We start from the raw sequence: 21,860 nt of genomic DNA on the forward strand, positions 1-21,860 counted from the left end.
GCCGTCGGCCGCTCCCGCACCATGCGGGGAGCGGCCGCTCCGTCCTGCCCGAGCCGCCTGCGGGGCGGCCCTCGATGAGCATGATGGCATCGCCCGAGGTCAACGCGATGATCTTCATCCTCACCGGGGAGAAGCTCATCGACGCGGACGAGGACCTCGCCTACGAGAGCCGCCGGCCGTACTCCGGTCTGGGCCGCAAGCTCGACAGGATGTCGTCGCTGATCGAGAAGTCCATCCACGACATCGCCGAGGTCATGCCCGACGACCTCTCCAAGTCGTACGCCAAGGCGATGGGCATGCTCATCGACGACGGCGGCAAGAACTACCTGCGCGATTTCGCCGAGCAACTCGACAAGATCGCCGAAGGCCGGCGCAAGACCTCCATGGACATCATGGAGTCCAAGTGGCAGGTCATCGCCGAGGTCATCCGGCTGCTCATCGAGATCGCCATCTACCTGGCGATGTCCTTCTTCACCGGTGGCGCCTCGGCCAGCCAGATCATGATGGCCAAGCTGCGCAGCCGGTTCATGATCCTCACCACCCTCAGCCACCTGCTCCAGCGGCTGCACATCGCGCCCTCGCTGACCGAGGCGTTCGCCGAGGCGTTCACCACCTTCGCGGTGCGGCTGGCGATGATGAACTTCGCCCCCAACGGCCGCCGCCCCGACGGCTTCGACTGGAACGACATCCTCAAGTCGGCCGCGTTCGGCGCCGCCGCAGGCTTCCTCACCAGCATTTTCGACGACTTCGCGAAGAACATCGTCAAGAGCTACGACAACAACTTCCTCAAGAACGGCCCGGACCTCAACTTCAAGAACAACCCCAACCTCAAGAACCCCCCGAACCTCGACTTCAAGAACAACGGCCCGAACCCCAAGCCCAACCCCGACCCCACCCCGAACCCCCGCGACAACACCCCGAAGGACCGCCCGGACCCCAGCCCGTACGGGAACGGCCCCAACCTCACGAACAACACGCCGACCACCTTCCGGAACAACCCGCTCTCCTTCCGGAACAACACCAACCTGTGGCGCAACAACCAGATCCTGCGCAACAACGCCGACCGGCCGGGCGCGCTGGCCGGGCACTATGGGCTCAAGGGGACGGCCGACTTCCTCGCCGCCGGCTCCGGCGAGGCGCTCGCCGAAATCCTGATCAAGGGTGCCTTCGACGGCGACTGGTCCACCAGCTGGTCCACCTTCGTCGGCGCGGGCATCAGCAGCCAGGTGGAGGCCACGCTCACCGACACCGCCCTGAATAGCGGCGCCGAACTGCGCCACGCCATCGACAAGTTGCGCATGCAGCCGCCGCCCACCGTCTCCGGAGGCAACAGCGACTCCGACACGCGGGACTCCGACGGGTCCACGCGTTCTCGCGACGGCGACGGCTCCGACCGTACCGGCGGTGCCGACGGTCCCCCGCGTACGGACTCCTCGGGCGGCGCCGGCTCCACGCGCAACTCGCCTCCGCGCGTCACGCAACAGAACACCGGCCAGGGGGACTTCACCGGCAGCCAGTCGCCTCCGCCCAACTCCACCGAGGCCGCGCCGCCGTACACCACCCTGGACCCGCCGCCGTACTCCCCGGGCCCGCTGCCCGTGACCGCCGCCGAGAACGAGCTGTGGCAGCAGGTCCACAACGGTCCCGCCGAGGTCCGCGAGCAGGCGCTGCGCGACCTCGCCGCCCTACGCGCCTCCCAGCCGCCCGGAAGCACCGAGATCGGCGTCCGCGACAGCCTGCACAGCAACCTGTCACAGGTGCCCGAGGTCCGGGTCGTGCCCGCCGGGAACAGCCCCGCCGCGCAGGTCGACTCTGACGAGATCCGCCGCGCCCTCGACAGCTTCGGCACGCCGGTCACGGTGGACTCCCCGATCACCACGGGCACGTTCGGCAACGGCTCCACGGGCAACTCCGCTCCCGGCCCGGCCGGGAACAACGCCGACCCGGTGGTGGACCTCGACACGGACGTGCAGGTCGACAACACCAACAGCGCCGACAACACCGTCGTCACCGGCGACCGGGACGGTGTCGCGTCCGAGGCATCGCCGGACAACTCGGTCGTGGGTTCCCCGGAGAGCACCGTCCAGAACTCTCCGGACGAGGTGGTCTCGCAGGACGACCGTACGGCTCCGGTGCCGGGGCAGGGGGGCGGTCCCGTCGCCTCCAACAGCCCCACCACCTCCGCCGCGCCGGGCACGGGCACGGGCACGAGCACCGGCACGGGCACGAGCACCGGCTCAGGCACGGGCGCCCGACCGGGTGGCGTACCGGCCGCCGGAGGCACCCAGACCCCCTCCGCCGCGCAGCCCCAAAGCACGCAGGGCACCCGTGACCCGGACGGCACGGCCCCGGCGGACGGCTCCCGGACCACGCCCGACGACGCCTCGCAGATCTCGCCGTCGCCGGAGACTGGTACTTCTTCGGAGACCTCCTCCTCGGAGACCTCTTCTCCTTCGGAGATCAGCCCGCTGCCGGAGATCAGCCCGCCACCGGCGACCACATCCTCGCCGGAGGCCGTCAACTCGGGCGAGAGCAACAGCACTTCGGGCTCCACCGAAAGCGACCCCACCCCGGCCCCCGACATCACCACCGCCCCGCCGAAGGTGGGCACCACCGGCTCGTACGCCGACACGGGCGACGTACGCGATGTCGGCGATGCACGTGACGTCGGCGGCCTGAGCGACGTGAAGGCCGGTCCTGCCCCGGCCGGGGGCCTCTCGCCCAGCCAGTCACCGCCGTTGACGATCGTCGTCTCGGAGGTGCCGCCGCCGGGGGAGGGGACGCCGGAAGCGGCCGAGCTGTTGGACGGGGCCGGGGTCGACCGGGCCGTCGTGCTCGGGCCGTCGGTCACGCCGGACGGAGCGGGGCGCCCGGTACGCGCCGCCGTCGAGCTGACCCGCGAGGGCCCGGGTGCCCCGGTCCGGGTCCGCCCGCTCACCGGCCCCCCGACTGCCGTGATGGCGGACGGCACTCCCGACACCTCGGACGCCGCGTTCCCCGGCGCGGACGTGCTGCTGCCGCTCGCCGACGCCCTCGGACCGGCCCCTGCCACCACATCCGGCCCCGCCACGCAGAGCACCGCGACCACCGACAGCGACCCGGTCATCGCCCCGGCTACGCGCCCGAAGGTGGTCTCGGGCGCGACGTCTTTCGTGGATGGCAATGGAGCCGGCCCGGACTCCACGGCCACCAGCCTGCCCGCCGCGGCCAAGCTGGCCACCCTGTCCCGGCCTTGGACCGACACGGCCACCGACCTGTACCTGGAGTCGGGCAACAGCAACAGCAACGGCGACAGCAACAACAACGGAGTCGGCGGACACGGCCCCGGCGGCGGTCGCGGGCCCGGGAACGGCGGCACCCCGCCCCCGCCGCCGCCCACCACGTCGGACAACTCCCCGGCGCCACCCTCTGTGGCGCTCCCCGTGGCGCCCCCGCCCACGGGGCGGATCGTCGTGCGGCCCGCGAACAGCGGCGCTACCGCCGACAACGGAAACGGTCCTGCCCGGCCCTCGGGCGAGCCGCTCGTCACCACCCTGAACGGCCACACGGTGCCCGTCGCGCAGCTGCGGCGCTGGGTGCCGAACGCGACCGCCAAGCCTGAACCCGGGCGCGCCGTACAGACGTTGACCATCTCGCAGGGCCCGGCCGAGGACGGTACGGCGCACAGCGCGGGGCGTCGCGCGCTGCTGGGCCAGGACACCTTCCGCGGCGTGCGCACCACTTCCGCTCCACCGGCCCCGGGGACCGTCGCGGACCCGCCCGCCCGCCGCACCGTGTTCACCGGCCCGCCGACCGCGCTCCCCGGGTCGGGCACCGAGCGCGGCGCCGACTACTTCGCGGGGCACGGCACCTCCCGTACCGTCACTCTCGGTACCGAGGACGCGGCGCGACCCACCGTGAAGGTCAGCGGCGTACAGCTAGGCGAGGTGCTCAAGTCCTGGGCGCAGGACGGCGATCTGGACCGGCCACTGGTGCTGTTCTCCTGCGAGACCGGGCGGCAGCCGCAGGTGGCGGGCCTGCCGGTGGCACAGCACGTGGCGAACCGGACCGGGCGGCAGGTGTACGCGCCGACCACCGAGGTGGGCACCGCCCGGGACAGGGACGGCACCGTACGCGCGGTGCTCACCGAGGGCTCGGACGGGCCGGGAGGGTGGCGGCTCTTCACCCCTGAGCCCAGCGGTGTCGACCTGGACGATCTGGCGCGCGACGCCGGCCTGCACACGGGCCCCGAACCGGCCGACGCCTTCGCCCGGGCCCGTACCCTCCAGCAGATCCGCACGCTGCGCGAGGCCCTCGGCCCGGATGCCGAACAGCGCCCGGAGAACAGGGAGTTGCTCGCCGGACTCGCCTTCGTGGACAACCTGCGCTGGCTCAGCCCGGACACCGCGGCCCGCTACGGCGACGGCCGGATGACCCCGGACCTGCTGCGCCGGATGGTCGTCGACCGGGGCGGTGCGAAGAGCGGCACCACCACCGATCCGGGCGCCGATCCCACGCTCGAGCAGTACACCGAATTCCTGCGCGCCGCAGCCGAGTTGCGTTCCACCGCAAGGCCCGACACCACGCTCGACGCCCTGCTGCCCCCGCCGCCGCCCGCGCTCCCGCCCACCACCCTCGTGTCGCCGGAGGACGTGCGCGGTCTCTCCTACGCGCCCTCCGCGCAGATCACCTGGTCGCTCTCCAGCACCCCGCTGCCACTGTCCGAACTGGGCCTGAGCTCCGAGGACACCGCCGAACTCGCCCGCCGCAGGCCCGACCTGGCGCCCGCGTCGAGCCGCCCGGAGAGCCTCGCCGAGGACATGACCCTCCTCAGCAAGGCCACGCCCGGCACGGCGGACACCGTGAACGCGGACGGCCTGTCCTTCCGGCGCCTGGACACCCCGGGCGGCGGAAACTGCCTCTTCCGGGCGGCGCTCGACAGTGCGCGCAGCCAGGCCGTACCACCCGCGTGGGCCGCACGGAACGTCGCCGGCCTGCGCCGTCTGCTGAGCGACCGGATCACCGAGTCCGAACTGGGCGACGCCGTGGCCCTGGCGATCCCGGACCCGGTGTTCTCCGTGGTGGACGACCTGCGGATGCGTGCCGTCGCCGGGGCGCAGGACCCGGCCGAGCGGAGCCGGATCACCCAGCTCTGGAACCGGATCGCGCAGGATGTCGTCACCGACGGCGACGCCGACGAATGGCAGCGGATCCTCAGGGAGAGCGACTACCCGCACCTCGCAGACGTGGCGCCCACCCCCGCCGACGCGTGGCGGCTCGGCGCCAAGGAACTCGTCGGCGCGGCGGCCGAGCTCCCGGCACTGTGGGCTTCTCCCTTCGCCGACCAGCTCCCGGAAGCACTGGCACACACCCTCGACCTCGACCTGCGGCTCGTCCAGCCCGACCCGCGGTCGCCGGGGAGCACCTTCGTCAACACCCTCAACCCGGGCGGCCAGGGCGGCGCCCTGCACCTGGCCTACAACGGCACCGACCACTACGACGCCCTGGTCCCGGCCTCGGCGCCGCTCACCCCCGTACCCGACCCGAACACCACCCCGGACCCGAACACGATCACCACACAGGGTCCGGCCACCACTCAGGACCCGGCCATTCCTGACCCGGCCGCCCCGGACCCGGACGGCTCCGACCCCTTCGGGGAGTGGCTGCGCAGCATGGGCGGGGTCACCGACCTCGACGGGCCCGACACCGAGGCCCCCGACCGGGGTGACCCGGTACCGCTGGAGACCCAGCTCGAACGGCATCGCCCGGCCCGGCTGCTGACCGGCCAGGACGCCCGGCCGCCGGGCCCGGTACCGACCACCGTCACCTTCGAGGACGGCAGCCGGCTGCCCACGATTCTGATCCATCCGGACGCCGACCCGGGTGACGGCACCCCGGCCGGTCGGCCGGACGGCACCCCGCGCGGTCGCCCCACCGGACTCTTCACCGGCCCCGGCAAGACGACCCTGCGCTCGCCCGAGCAGGTGGCCGAGGAGATCCTGAGCAAGCTGCCGAAGAAGCTGCGCGCCCAGTTCGACGAGGCGGAGCTGCTGCGCCTGCTGACCGAGGAGCCCGGCGCCTTCACCGCCCCGCGCGGCGCGCGCTTCGTGGGCCGGGAGAAGTCCGGCGTCGGCCACGAGATGACGGTCGAGGCCATCCCGTACCACCGCTGGGAGCGCTTCTCCGATGTGAACGGCGGCACCGTCCGGCTGGACACCATGCGACGCGGCCAGGCCGGTACGGGCGGCGGGCGCAGCGTCGGCTTCGGGCGCCGGATCGCCGGAGGGCTGAGCATGGGCCCGCCGCTCAACTGGCTGCTGAAGATCGGTGTTTCGCTGGGCTGGACCCGCAGGACCGACTACGCCCAGGGCACCCAGGCGTACAACCAGTCCGAGTGGCGCGCCCACGAGGGCTCGCACCTGCACCTGGACGACGTCCACTACCGGGTGCGGGTGGACCGCGTCACCGAGGCACCGAAGACCACCGGCCCCGACAATTCGTCCGGCCGGGGCAGTACCCCGGGCAACCAGCCCAACTCGCCGCTGCCGAAACCCCATTGGCAGCGTACGCAAGTGCACTCCGCGGAGTTCGCGATGCGCGACGGGCTGAGCTGGCGGCTGCCGGACGACCTCACCGTGCCCTACAAGGGACCGCAGCGCGCACCGAAGACGCTCACCTTCCCGGACGGGGTCGAGCCGCGGATCACCGACACCACCGGGCTGCACCTGACGGATCCGCCGGAGGACATGGCACTGGCCATCTCCGGGGCGCGGCCAGGGAGTTCGGCGCACAGCACCCTGGTCTCGTACGTTCGTCCGGGGCGGCTGCTCGCCCTGTTCGGCCGGTTCTCCGGGCCGGTCACCGGGCCCGAGCTGACCCGGGGCAGCGGACAGCACCCGCTGGGGCACCTGATCGTGGAGCGCTCGGTGCCGCACCGGGCCACGCTGGTCACCGAGTCGGTCAAGGCGGAGCTGCGCGACCTCACCCAGACCACTTACCAGAACGAGCGCGGCCACGTCCGTGACACCCGCCTGGGCATCCAGGTCACCGCCGGGCCGAACTACACCCTCGTCGGCGCGGAGACCGATGTGCGGCTCCAGGGCGGCCCGTTGGTCCGCGCGGACCTCAGCGCCGGACGCGGCCACTACCTCGGCGTCGACGCGGCCCGGAAGACCACCGGCCGGGTCCGCAACCACCCGATCGCCCTGTACCGGGTGGAGCGCACCCTGATGGTGCGCAAGCCCGGCGAACCGCCGTCGGCCGCCCGCCCGGTCCGGGTGGTCAGCCTGGACTGGATCTCCACCCAGGACGCCCGACGCCTCGCGGGCTGGGACAGCCGCACGCCCGGCCAGGCGGGCCCCAACCCGGACGCCGAGCCGCCGGTGCCGTGGTACCTCACCCGAGAGGACCCGGTCCACCTGAGCGGTCAGATCCGCGCCGAGGGCTTCCGCCCCGTCCGCCCGCAGACCCAGGTGCAGACACAGGTCCAGGTACAGCCGCAGCCCCTGGGGCAGACCCAGCCCCAGACCCAATCTCAGGTACAGACCCAGACCCAGACTCAGAGCCGGCCGCAGGGGCAAAGCCAGAGTCAGCAGCAGCCGCCGGCTCAGCAGCCCGTCCCCCAGGACCCCATGCGGGCCTTCGCGGACGCCGTCCTGGACACGCTGCACCGCTCCTACCCGTCGCTGTTCGTCCCGCCGCTGATGCTGCGGCACCCGCGGCTCGCCAAGTTCTGGTACGGCGACGGGCGGATGCGGACTGCGCTGCACAACGACCGCCAGGTGCGTGAGGCGCTGAACCGGCCCAGCCTGGCGCAGAGCCTGGACGACCTGACCACCACCGGGGTGCCGGTCACCCTCACCGAGGACGGTAAGGTGCGCCGCGGCCACCACACGCTCATCCTCCGGGCACGCCTCACCGACCGGCAGTTCGAGACCACTATGAGCGAGCGCTCGCTGCGCAACGCGGTGATCGGCACCGAGGTCTCGGGCCAGGGGCAGCAGGCGTCCCTCACCCTCTCCGGAGGTGTCGAGCTGGGAGTCTCGCCCCGCGACCACAACAAGGTGCCCGACGTCGGGCTGCCCCGTCAGGCCGGCAACGTGACAGTCGGGGTCCGTCACGCCAAGACCGACCAGAAGGCCACCAGGAACACGGTCGCGGTGGTCCACGACCAGCTGACGTTCCAGACCGGCGCCGACCTCTACAGCTACCAGGTGGAGCTGGGTGCCTCCTTCGAGGGCCACCGCCGCCCGCGCGGCTGGGCCCGGCTCGCCTCGGTCGGCCTGCTCGGCGCGGGCGTCTTCGTCAGCAAGGTCGAGGAACGGCCACTGTTCACCCGGGGCAACGAGACCGTGGGCCGGGTGGAGCTGGCCGTGCCCGCCGCGCACGGCTCCGACCGCCACGCCCCCGCCTACCCGCCGCCCACCGGGCCGGCACCGGCGACCGCGGCCGTACCGCAGCAGCTCTCCTCCACCGAGGCGGACCAACTCCTCGACGGCACCCGCCCGCTGCCCAGGACGGACTCGCCCGACCGGCAGCTCACCAAGAAACTGCTGAGAGCTCCGCACGTGGTGCTGAGCGCCGAGGGCGGCCCGCAGCGCCAGCAGCTCATGCAGGACACCGCCGACCGTGCCTCGGGCACCACCTGGCACGTCAGCGCACCCGGCGCCCCGGTGCGCACCGCGCTGCGCCGGGCGATGGCCAACCTCAGCGTGGCCGGGCAACTCGGCCAGTATCTGGGCCCGTTCGGTTCCCGCGTCGCCGGACTCAACGGCGCCGGACCGTTCCGTGCCCATTACCTCAAGGCGGCGGTCCGCGGCGAACTGGGCAACTTCCGGGTCAAGAGCGACCCGAAGCCGGCCAGCCTCGAGGCCACCATCGGCAACGAGCACCGCGTCGCCGGCAGCACGAGCACCGTCTCCCGTACCACCGTCGGCCTCCAGGGTGCCGACATGCCGCTGCAGCAGGCCCCGGGCCAGTCGGCGGTGGTCGGCTCCTACTCGACCGCCCTGCAGTACGCCTGGGGCAAGGGCCGCAGCGTCTCGCAGACCCTCACCCGGGGACGCAACACCACCCTCACCTTCGCCGGGCGCATGTACCTGGTGGTCGCCGACGCCGCCGAGACCGTCGCGGTACGGGACCGCTGGACGGCCGCGATGGGCACGGTGGGCACCCGCGCCGGCGCCCGTATCAGCTCCGCGGCCGGTCGGCTCTCGGAGCGCCTCGGCGACAGTCTCGCCCCACGCCGGGCCGCCGCCGCGCTCCAGCGCATCCGTGACGCGGTGATGTTCCACCTCCCGATGCAGGACGTCATCGAGGCCGGGCTCGCGCGGGACGGCCTGGGCAACACCACCCCGCACAACCTCGGCGGCGGCTACCGGGTGCCCCCCTACCTGCGCAACCGCCGCTTCCCCACCCACCCCAGCGGCCAACTCGACGCCGGCCCTGCGGCACAGCAGCTGATGGGGCAGCTGGAGAAGATCGGGGTGCCCTCGCACGACCGGGAGCAGGTCCTCCAGCGGCTCTCCCCGGACTTCCTCCGCGGCCACCTGCACGAGCTGACGACCGACGGGATGAACCTGCCGGTCCGCTACCGCGCCTGGTCCAGCCCGCACCACCTGCCGGTCGGCGGCAGCCCCGGACAGGTCCAATTCAAGCTGACTCCGGTCACCACCACCGTGGACAGGCTGCGTACCGGCTACGAGCTGGAGGACTACCGCACCATCGCCCGCGACGACGCCGACGGCACCTCCCAGGACCGCGGCGCCGACGTGACGCTCAGCGCCGGTCAGCGCGCGGCGGAGAGCGGCATTCTCGTCGCCAACCCCTCGCTCCAGGGAACCGCGGCCAAGCAGCGGTCGAGCACCCGGACCCGGACCGCCGGCACCACCGCGATGCCGAACATCGCCACCACCCAGGCGCACGCCGAGATCGTCACCAGCTACGTCCTGACCGTCACCATGACGGACGCGACCGGTGATCCGCTCACCCCGGGCGTCAACACCCCGGTCGGAAGCCTCAATGAGATCCTCCCGGCGAACCTGCTGACCCCGGACGGCGACGGCGCCGACGGCGCGCTCACCGAGCAGGACGTGCCGGAACCCGAACGCGCGGTGAAGATGCTGACCGCCGCCCAGGCCCGCCCGGAGGGCATCGCCGCCTGGCGCACCTCCGCCGCCGGGAACGGCACCGGTGGCGCCGACCCGGACATCCTGCCCTTCGACGACCGGATCGGTACCGGCATCCTCGCCGTGGACATCCGCGGCGCCGCCAACGTGCAGGACGCCCTGACCCTCGCCACCGCGCGCGCCGACGGCCTGGGCGACAGCGACCTCGGCAAACGGCACACAGGCAAGGTCCTCGACTCACGCGTGCGCATGGCCCGCCGGACCCCGCTCACCGGCCTCGGCACCGCCCCCGCCCAGTCCCAGCAGGAGGCCACCGCGCAGGGCGGTCTGACCGCCGGTTTCCGCGAGGCGCTAGGCGCGAACGGCTCACCGCTGCCCGCCCAGGCCTCCGCGCGCCTCTTCGGGCAGTACCACACCGCGGACTCCCGCCTCTACGCGAAGATGCACCGCCGCGGCGCCCGCCTGCTCGCTGTGGAGAACAAGCCGCGCATGGAGGCCATGCAACGGGCGAAGACCTCCGACGCGCTGGAGGCCGGCATCACCGACAACGTCGAGGGCGCCGTGGGCACCGCGCCGATGGCGGGCAACAGCAACGCGGGTGTGACCAACCCGGGCGCCACGGTCCCGATCGGTGGCTCGAACGACGGCACGGTGCTCAAGGGCACCGCGGACACCACCCTCGGCACCCACCTCAAGGTTGTCACCGACCGGAGCATGCTCTTCGCGCTGCCGGTGAGCTGGCTGTCCGTGGCCGAGGCGGACCACCGCATCACCGACAGCCGCCCGCTGCACGCGCTCGGCAAGGCCAAGCGCGGGCCGCGCGCCGCCGAGGCCGAGACCACCGCCCTGGTCTGGCTGCGCGAGGACATCGCCCGCGACTACGGCCTCCTGGACGACACCACGTTCCCCGACGAGGTCCTCGCGGCCTGGGACGACCTGTCCAAGGCGGCGGGCGACCTCGCCGCGGCCGAGAAGGGTTACTACGACGCACGGGCGCGGGCCCGGGAGACGTGGCTCGACCTGGGCCCGGCGGAACAGGCCGCGCTCGGCGACGACAACTCCGGTCCGCCGACCGATCTGCCGCAGGACATGGTCTGGTCCCCAGCCGTCGTCGCCTGGCAGGCCGCCCGCCAGGAGGTCCACCGGTGGGAGCAGCACACCGACGCCGCCGCCCGGGACCACCACCGGCTGCACCTGGCCGCCTCCCGCCTCACCGCGCACCACCAGGGTTCGGCCTCCGTCCCGGTGCCGGACCGGCCGCAGGAGTACGCCGAGCCGGGCTGGCGCTCCGAGGCACCCGAGCCGTACGTCGTCACCGACGGGACGGACTCCGCCCCACGCACCCTCACCTCGCCGGACGGCGCCACGGTGCGCGAGGTGCACGACATGCCGCACGACGGCGCCTCGTTCTTCCACGCGCTGCTCGCTGCCGCCGAGGCCCGAGGCCGCCTGCCCCACCTGCTCGGCACCGACCTCGCCGACCGGTTCACGGGCGCCTCCGGCGACCCGGCGGTCACCGCGGAGGCCATCGGCACCGCCCGCGACCGCCTCGCCTGGGAGCTGGGCGAGGACGGCAACGAGGACCTGCTCGACGCCCTCGCCCTGGACGCCGAGGACACCTTCACGCAGGACGAACTCGACGCCGCGGGTGTGCAGTTGACCCCGGCGCAGCAGACCGAGTTCGATGCCTTCGGCCGACTCCCGCAGACCTACTGGCCGACCCCCGCGCAGCGGGTGGCGCTGGCCACCGCGGCCCTGTCCCGCCCGTTCGCGAGCGAGCCGCTGCAGGACGGCGGCACGGAGCGCCCGGACGGCGAACCGGCCCGGCCCGAGCGCCGCGCCGGGGATCACGGCGGAGCCGACCTGCTGCCCGTCCTCGCCGCCCGCGTCCTGGGCACCCCGCTCACCGTGGTGACCGGTGAGGGCCGCGACCAGCTCTTCCTCCCGCACGGCACCGATCCGGCCGCCGTCGACCCGGCCACCGATCCGGTCCTCTTCACCACCGACGGCTTCTTCCACGCCGCGCTTCCGCCCGGGACCTCGCCGCCGGTCGCCACCCCGTTGCCGGCCCCGGCGACGGCGACGACCGCGGCAACTGCGACGACCGCGACCGGTACCGGTGCGAACACCGGGACATCGGCCGTGGGGACCTCGGGTACCGACACCACGACGAGCCCCGGGTCGGAGCAGCGGTCCGCGCAGCCGCCCGCGCACCGCAGCCACGCCACCCCGCCCTGGCTGCCGCCCGCCGACAGCAGCGGCCCGCGCTACCGCCTCGACCGCGACGGCGTCCTCACCGCACCCGACGGCGCCACCTACACCCAGGTCGCCCCCGCCGGCCGCGGCAACGGCTTTTTCGGCGCGCTCTCCACGGCCTTGCGACAGGCAGCGGAGCAGCCCGGACTGGACCGCCAGGAGGCGGCACGGCTGCGCATGCGCGCCGGGGCGTCGCCCGCCCAGCTGATGCGTCTGAACGGTCTGCCCGCCGACTCGGCGGAACGCGACTCGCTCTTCACACCCCCACCCCTGCGGACCCACCCCGGCGAGCCCGCGCCGAGCCAGTACGCCCGCGAGGGGCATCTGCGCCGCCACCTCGCCGAGGCACCGTGGGGTCCCGGGGCCGACCGTGCGGTGGCCCGGTGGGCCGCCGCCGCGACCGGCACCACCGTCACCCTGATCGAGGAGAACGGAACCGCCCACACCTACCCCGGCCCGTCCGGCGACAGCGGTCCGCACCTTCGGCTCCGCCGCCGGGGTGGGGACTTCGTCACCTTGAGCCTGCACACGCCTGCACCCGCGCCGAAGGCTCCCGCGCCCAAGGACACGGAGTCGAAGGCACCGGAACCGAAAGGCTTGAAGGCGCCGGAGCAGAAGGCCCCGGTGCTGGAGGGCTCCGAGCTGAAGGGGCCCGAGCTGAAGGGGCCCGAGGCACAGGTCACGACGTCCGTCGACACTGCTACGCCGGTCCCGCCCGTGCCGGATCCGGCCTCACAGGACCCGGCTCTGCAGAACGCGGTCCTCCAGGACGCGGCTTTGCAGGACCCGGTCTCGCAGGACTCGACCCTGCAAGACCCGACCCCGCAGGACGCGCTCCTTCAGGACGCGGCCACCCTTCCGCTGCCCCCGTCACCGACGGGCAGCGACCTCCCGGGTCTCCTGGAGGAGGAGGCATACGAGCTGAGCACGCTGTCCGGCACCGACGCGGGCTCCGACGCCCCCACGGACTCGGACATGGCCACCGCCGTACCGGAGCCGGTCCTCCGTCCCTTCAAGTTGGGGAACTTCGAGTTCACCAACCTGAACCAGACGGAGAGGTACGTCGACAAGGCGGTCCGGATCGTCGAGCTGCTCGACGAGCACAGCACCATCAAGAACTACGTCGGCGGCCGCCCTGTCCGGATCACCCTGCATGTGCGCACGACCGAGACCCCGGCCGACGTGCGTGACCTGGGCGACGACGGCGTCCAGATCAACCTCGCCAGCTATTACTTCGAGAAGTACGACATCGGCTACGTCATGGGGATGCTGGCCCACGAGATCGGCCTTCACCCCCTCGCCTCGCGCAACACGGAGATTCCGGAGCAGGAGGAGGCGTACCGGGGTATGCCCCTGCCGGTGCCGGGACTGACGGACCTGAAGACGCCGCGCTTCATGAACACCGAGGGGGCGGGCCAGGCCGACCACATCATGGCCGCCTACCCCCGTACCATCCGGCACGGCATCTACCGCGACATCGTCATAGAGATGGCCAAGGTGCTCGCGCAGCACGCGCGGGTCGGCGTGACGGGCGCCAAGTCCCAGGACGTCACCGACCTCTTCGACACCTACCTGATGGACCTCGCCTCCATCGCGGTCACCAGCGACTACCGGATGAACGCGGTCAAGGAGCCCAACTACACGGCAAGGGCCTACAACGCCTACAAGGAGATGCTCCGCGCCCAGTTGGCAGAGAACACCGCTCTTCGGGACCTCCTGCCGTCGAACAAGAGCCTGTTCGGCGTCGCACGGTCCTTCACCCAGCTCGCCACCAGTATCGCGACCAACAACCGCGGCGACAGCATCCAACAGCCCGTTGCTCCGGACCAGGCCGGAGGCAACACCGGCGAGGCACGCCCCAGACTTCCCGAGGCGGGCACCGGCCCCGCGCCGCAGACCGCGCCGTCCGCCACCTCGCCGACGCGCGGCCCGCGCGACAGCCGTCCCCGGTTCGTGGTGCGTTCAGGCTTCGACGCGCGGCGGTTCTCGTACCAGGGCAAGCCGGTCACCGACCTCACCGTCCGGATTGCGATACGGGGCACGGACGGACAGGCCTCGCGCGTGTTCGACCAGCTCAACGCGGGCGTGAGCGAGTTCCTGAACGACCCGGACCACCGCCTGCCCAACGGCGACCGGCTGCACGTGACCGTTGAGCACGTCGATCCCACCGATGAGCCGCACCTGACCGTGAACCTGGCGGGCCGGGACCAGGCGATGAACCAGACCACCTGGTGGTCCGACGCCGCCCCGGTGCAGATGGTGCACGAGCTCACTCACCAGCTCGGCCTGCGCGACGAGTACCGGGACGCCGACTCGCCGCACCGCCCGCACATCCTCGGCAGCCTGCTGGGCGACCTCGACGGAGCTACCGAAGACGCCTCCCTCGCCCCCGCCGGCCTGCGCGACCGGCACATGGCCCTGCTCGGAGCGCTCATCGGCGACGTGACCCCAGCGCCTCAGCAGAACGGCGATCAGGCCGACCAGAGCTGGGCGGCGGCCCGGAGCGCCGCCGCCGCGGAAACCCGCGAGTCCATCTGGGTCGACCCGGTCTCCCTGCCCCGACCCGCCGACGGCCCGGCAGTCGCCGAGGTTCCGGCTCACATGCAGCAGGACTCGGACATGGCCACCGCCGTACCGGAGCCGGTCCTCCGTCCCTTCAAGTTGGGGAACTTCGAGTTCACCAACCTGAACCAGACGGAGAGGTACGTCGACAAGGCGGTCCGGATCGTCGAGCTGCTCGACGAGCACAGCACCATCAAGAACTACGTCGGCGGCCGCCCTGTCCGGATCACCCTGCATGTGCGCACGACCGAGACCCCGGCCGACGTGCGTGACCTGGGCGACGACGGCGTCCAGATCAACCTCGCCAGCTATTACTTCGAGAAGTACGACATCGGCTACGTCATGGGGATGCTGGCCCACGAGATTGGCCTGCACCCCCTCGCCTCGCGCAACACGAAGATCCCCGAGGAGGAGGAGCTGTACCGGGGCATGCCGCTGCTGGTACCGGGACTGGAGACCCTGAAGACGCCGCGCTTCATGAACACCGAAGGCGCGGGCCAGGAAGACCACGTCATGGCCGCCTTCCCCCACACCATCCGGCACGGAATCTACCGCGACATCGTCCTGGAAATGGCCGGGGTGCTCGCGCAGCACGCACGGGTCGGCGTGACGAGCGCCAAGGCAAAGGACGTCACCGACCTGATCGACACCTACCTGATGGACCTCGCCTCCATCGCGGTCACCAACGACCACCGGGCGAGGGCGATCAGGGACCCCAACTACACGGCAAGGGTCTACAACACCTACAAAGCCCAGCTGGCCGAGCACATCGCCCAGGACAGTCCCGTCCGCCCCTTGCTGCCCGCCGACAAGGGAAGGTTCGGCGTCCTCGGAGACTTCGCCCAGCTCGCCACCAGCGTCGGAACCAACAACCGCGGCGACAGCATCCAGCAACCCGTTGCTCCGGACCGGACCGGCGGCAACACCGGCGAGGCACGCCCCAGACTGCCCCAGACCGACACCCACACCGACACCGACCGCACGCCGACCACCGGCGTCCCGGCCCGTATGCCGCAGAACCCGAACACGACGCCCGCAGCACCGGAGCCGGTCCTCATCCCCTTCAAGTCCGGGAACTTCGAGTTCACCAACCTGAAGCACACGAACGAGGGGTACCGCGACAAGGCGGTCCGCATCATCGAGCTGCTCCGGAAGCACGACACGATCCGTGACTACATCGGCGACCGCCCTGTCCGGATCACCCTGCACCTCCGTACGACGGAGACTCCGGCCGATGTGACGGACCGTGGTGATGCCGGCGTGGACATCAACCTTGCCAGTTACTACTTCGAGAAGTACGACATCGGTTACATCATGGGGATGCTGGCCCATGAGATCGGCCTGCACCCCTTGGCCTCGCGGGACACGAACATCCCTGACGAGGAGGGGATGTTCGCGGGGGTTCCGCTGACGGTTCCGGGGCTGACGGACCTGAAGACCCCGCGCACGATGAACACCGAGGGTGCCGGTCAGGCCGACCACATCATGGCCGCCTTCCCCAGCAGCACCAGGCACCGGATCTACCGCGACATCGTGCTGAAAATGGCCGGTGTCCTGGCGGAGGATGCGCGAACGGGGGAGGAGGGCGCCAAGTCCAAGGACGTCACGGACCTGATCGACACCTACCTCATGGACCTGGCCACGATCGCGCTCACCAACGACCGGCGTAAGGACGCGGCGTGGGAACCGCGGTACACGGCCAAGGTCTACAACGCCTACAAGGAAATGTTCGCAGCGCAGTTGGCGCAGGACAGCCCCGTACGGAGCCTGCTGCCGGCTGACAAGAGTTGGTACAACGTCACGAGCAATTTCTTCGGTTTGGGCAGCAGCGTCGCGTTCAACAACCAGGGCGACAGCATCCAGACCAGTACGCCGGCGTCGAGCGGCAGCGACACAGGCGAGGCCCGCCCGCGGCTTCCGCAGGGCAGCACCGACACCGGGCTTCAGAGCGGGCCGTCCGACACATCGCGGCCGAGGGGGCCACGTGACAGCCGCCCCCGCTTCGTGGTCCGGTCGGGCTTCGACGCGCGGCGGTTCACCTACGACGGCGATCCGGTCACCGACCTGACCGTCCGCATCGCGATACGGGGCACGGACGGGCAGGCCTCGCGCGTGATCGACCAGCTCAAGGCAGGTGTCAGCGAATTCCTCAACGTTCCCGGTTACCGGCTGCCGAACGGTGACCTGCTGCACGTGACCGTCGAGCTGGTTACGCCTTCGGGCTCGCCTCACCTGACCGTGGACCTGGCCAACCGGGATCAGACCATGGATCAGAACACCTGGTGGGCGGATGCCGATCCGGTGCAGATGGTGCATGAGCTGACACACCAGCTCGGGTTGCGGGACGAGTACCGGGATGCCAACTCCCCGCACCGTCCGCACATTCCGGGGAGCCTGCTCGGTGACCTGAACGCGGAACCCAAAGACTCTTCGCTCGCCGTCGGAGGTCTGCGTGGCCGGCACCTGGCGCTGCTCAGTGCGCTGATCGGGGACGTGACTCCTCAGCCGCAGCAAAGCGCGAAGGAGGACGGCGAGCAGGCCTGGGACGCGGTACGCACCGGCACCGACCCGGTCCTTCGCGAGGCGATCTGGGTGGATCCGGTCTCCCTGCCCCGACAGTCCACCGACGGCACGGCAGTCACCGAGGTCCCGGCCCGTATGCCGCAGGGTCCGAACGCGACACCTGCCACCGCTGCGGAGCCCGATTCGGGTCCCTTCGTGATGGAGAACTTCGAGTTCACGAATCTGAAGCGTTCGAATGAGCGGTACCGCGCGAAGGCGGTGCGGATCGTCGACGTGCTCATGGATCACCCGACGATCAAGGCGTACGTGGGCGGCCGCCCTGTCCGGATCACTCTGCATGTGCGCACGACCGAGACGCCGGCCGACGTGCGTGACCTGGGCGAAGACGGGGTCCAGATCAACCTCGCCAGCTACTACTTCGAGAAGTACGGCATCGGCTACATCATGGGGATGCTGGCCCACGAGATCGGCCTGCACCCGCTTGCCTCCCGGAACCGGGACATCCCCGACGAGGAGGAGATGTTCCAGGGTATTCCGCTGCCGGTTCCGGGGCTGGCCGACCTGAAGACGCCGCGCACGATGAACACCGACAACGCGGGTCAGGCCGACCACATCATGGCCGCATTCCCCAGCAGTACGAGGCACGGGATCTACCGCGACATCGTGCTGAAGATGGCGGAGATGCTGGCCGAATTCGCGCAGGCGCATGTGCCGGGAGCCAAGCTCCAGGACGTCACGGACCTGATCGACTGCTATCTGATGGACCTCGCGTCTATCGCGATCACCAGCGACTACCGGGTGAACGCGGCCAAGGAGCCTGGTAACACCGCGAAGGTCTACAACGCCTACAAGGCGCTGTTTGCTGCGCGTATGGCCGAGGACAGCCCCATCCGTGCTCTGCTGCCCGCCGACAAGGGGATGTTCGGCGTGGTGCGGGACTTCACCACACTGGCCGCAAGCGTCGCCACCAACAACCGCGGCGACAGCATTCAGCAACCCATGCCGACGGACGAGGCCCGCCCCCGACTCCCGCAAGGAACCGACAACAGTCAGCAGACCGAGGAGAGCATTCAACAAGCCCCGCCCGCAACACCGCAGTTGAGGGGTCCGCGCGACAGCCGACCCCGCTTCGTGGTGCGGTCGGGCTTCGACGCGCGGCGCTTCTCCTACCAGGGCGAGCAGGTCACGGACCTCACCGTCCGGCTCGCGATACGGGGCCCGGAGGGTCAGACCACGCTCGTGGCTGATCAACTCGACTCAGGTGTGCGGGAGTTCCTCAACAACCCTGCTTACCGGTTGCCGAACGGCGACCGCCTCCACGTCACCGTCGAGCACGTCGCTCCCTCGGACTCTCCGCACCTGACTGTGGACCTGGTGGGCCGGGACCGCGCGATGGATCAAAGCACGTGGTGGGCGGATGCCGATCCGGTGCAGATGGTCCATGAGTTGACCCACCAGCTCGGTCTGCGGGACGAATACCGTGACGCCGACTCCCCGCACCGCCCGCACATCCCGGGCAGTCTCCTTGGCGACCTGAACGCGGGCCCCGAGGACTCTTCGCTCGCCGTCGCCGTCGCCGGTCTGCGTGGTCGGCACCTGGCTCTGCTGGGTGCGCTGATCGGGGACGTAACCCCGCAGCCGGAGGGAAGCGCGGAGGAGGACACCGAGCAGACCTGGGACGCCGCCCGCACCGCTACCGAGCCGGTCCTTCGCGAGGCGATCTGGGTGGATCCGGTCTCCCTGCCCCGCCCCACCGACAACACCGCGTCCACCGAAGTCCCGGCGCGCATGCTGCAGGACCTGAACGTGACACCAGCCACGGCCACCGAACCCACCCTCGTCCCCTTCACGATGGACAACTTCGAGTTCACCAACCTGAAGCACACGAACGAGGGGTACCGCGACAAGGCGGTCCGCATCATCGAGCTGCTCCGGAAGCACGACACGATCCGTGACTACATCGGCGGCCGCCCTGTCCGGATCACCCTGCACGTGCGCACGACCGAGACTCCGGCCGATGTGACCGACCGCGGTGACGCCGGCGTGGACATCAACCTTGCCAGTTACTACTTCGAGAAGTACGACATGGGCTACATCATGGGGATGCTGGCCCACGAGATTGGTCTGCACCCCCTGGCCTCGCGGGACGCGGGCATTCACGACGAGGAGGACATGATCGCGGGGATGCCGTTGACCGTTCCGGGGCTGACGCATCTGACGACGCCGCGGATGATGAGCACCGAGGGTGCGGGTCAGGCCGACCACATCATGGCCGCGTTCCCGAGCAGTACCAGGCATCGGATCTATCGCGACATCGTCCTGGAAATGGCCAAGGTCCTGGCGGAGGATGCGCGAACGGGGGAGGAGGGCGCCAAGTCCAAGGACGTCACGGACCTGATCGACACCTACCTCATGGACCTGGCCACGATCGCGCTGACCAATGACAAGCGGAAGGACGCGGCGTGGGAACCGCGTTATACGGCGAAGGTCTACAACGCCTACAAGGCGCAGTTCGCAGCGCAGTTGGCGCAGGACAGCCCCGTACGGAGCCTGCTGCCGGCTGACAAGAGCTGGTACAACGTCACGAGCAACTTCCTGGGCCTGGGTAGCAGCGTCGCGTTCAACAACCAGGGCGACAGCATCCAGACCAGTACGCCGGCACAGGCCGGCAGCGACACCGGTGAAGCCCGTCCCCGGCTTCCGCAGAGGAGCACCGACACGGCGCCCCAGACTCAGACACCCGGCGCACCGCAGCCAAGGGGGCCGCGTGACAACCGGCCCCGGTTCGTCGTGCGTTCCGGGTTCGACGCGCGGCGGTTCACCTACGACGGCGATCCGGTCACCGACCTGACCGTCCGCATCGCGATACGCGGCACGGACGGGCAGGCCTCACGCGTGTTCGGCCAACTCAACGCGGGCGTCAGCGAGTTCCTTAACATGCCCGGCTACCGGCTGCCCAACGGTGACCTGCTGCACGTGACCGTCGAGCACGTCGATCCCTCGGACTCCCCACACCTGACCGTGGACCTGGCGGGCCGGGACCGAACCATGGACCAGAACACCTGGTGGCCGGACGCCGATCCGGTGCAGATGGTGCACGAGCTGACCCACCAGCTCGGCCTGCGCGACGAGTACCGCGACGCCGACTCCCCGCACCGATCCCACGTCCCGGGCAGTCTCCTCGGCGACCTCAACGCGGACCCCGAGGACTCCTCACTCGCCGTCGCAGGTCTGCGTGGCCGGCACCTGGCTCTGCTGGGTGCGCTGATCGGGGACGTAACCCCGCAGCCGGAGGGAAGCGCGGAGGAGGACACCGAGCAGACCTGGGACGCGGTACGCACCGGCACCGACCCGGTCCTCCGCGAGTCCGTGTGGGTGGACCCGGTCTCCCTGCCCCGACCGTCCGACAGCGGCGCGGCAGTCACCGAAGTCACCGAGGTCCCGGCCCGTATGCCGCAGGACCCGAACGCGACCCCCACCGCGCCAGCAAGGGCCTACGTGCCGTTCTCGTCGGGGAACTTCGAGTTCACGAACCTGGCGCACACGAACGAGAGGTACCGCGACAAGGCGATCCGCATCATCGATCTGCTGCGGAAGCACGACACCATCAGGGAGTACATCGGCACCCGCCCCTGCCGCATCACCCTGCACCTGCGGACGACGGAGCCCCCGGCCGACGTGAGGGACCGTGACGATGACGGCGTGGACATCAACCTCGCCAGCTATTACTTCGAGAAGTACGACATCGGCTACATCATGGGCATGCTGGCCCACGAGATCGGCCTGCACCCGCTCGCCTCCCGCAACACGAACATCCCTGACGAGGAGGAGATGTTCCAGGGAGTCCCGCTGACCGTGCCGGGGCTGGCCGACCTCAGCACACCGCGCACCATGAACACCGAGGGCGCTGGTCAGGCCGACCACATCATGGCCGCCTTCCCCAGCAGCACAAGGCACCGGATCTACCGCGACATCGTCATGGGAATGGCCAAGATCCTGGCGGAGGACGCGCAGACCGGCGAGGAGGGTGCCAAGGCCCAGGACGTCACCGACCTGATCGACTGCTATCTGATGGACCTGGCCTCAATCGCCCTCACCAACGACCACCGGACGAACGCGGCGAAGGAGCCCAACTACACGGCGCGGGTCTACAACGCCTACAAAGACTTGTTCCAGGCCCAGTTGGCGGGAGCCACTGCGCTCCAGGTCCTTCAGGCCCTCCTGCCGTCCAACAAGAGCATGTTCGGCGTGATGAACGACTTCCGGCGCATCGCCAACCACGTCGCCATCGGCAACAGCGGCGACAGCATCCAGCAGGCCGGTACGACCTGACGCACGCGCCTCCTGACGCACGCGCCTCCTGGCGCACGTTCGGGGCGGGGCGCACCGACACACAGTCCGCCCCGCACCACC

Annotated in this window: 1 protein-coding gene; it reads left to right on the forward strand. The window is 70.9% G+C overall.

Annotation, left to right across the window (positions count from 1 at the left end; translation table 11 throughout):
* Nucleotides 1-74: 74 nt before the first annotated feature.
* Nucleotides 75-21,779: a hypothetical protein gene (locus OG741_RS34850; RefSeq protein WP_405604350.1), complete on the forward strand. Its 21,705-nt coding sequence runs from the start codon at nt 75-77 to the stop codon at nt 21,777-21,779.
* Nucleotides 21,780-21,860 lie beyond the last annotated feature (81 nt).

The sequence above is a fragment of the Streptomyces sp. NBC_01410 genome (genome assembly GCF_045040195.1).
GTDB lineage: Bacteria > Actinomycetota > Actinomycetes > Streptomycetales > Streptomycetaceae > Streptomyces.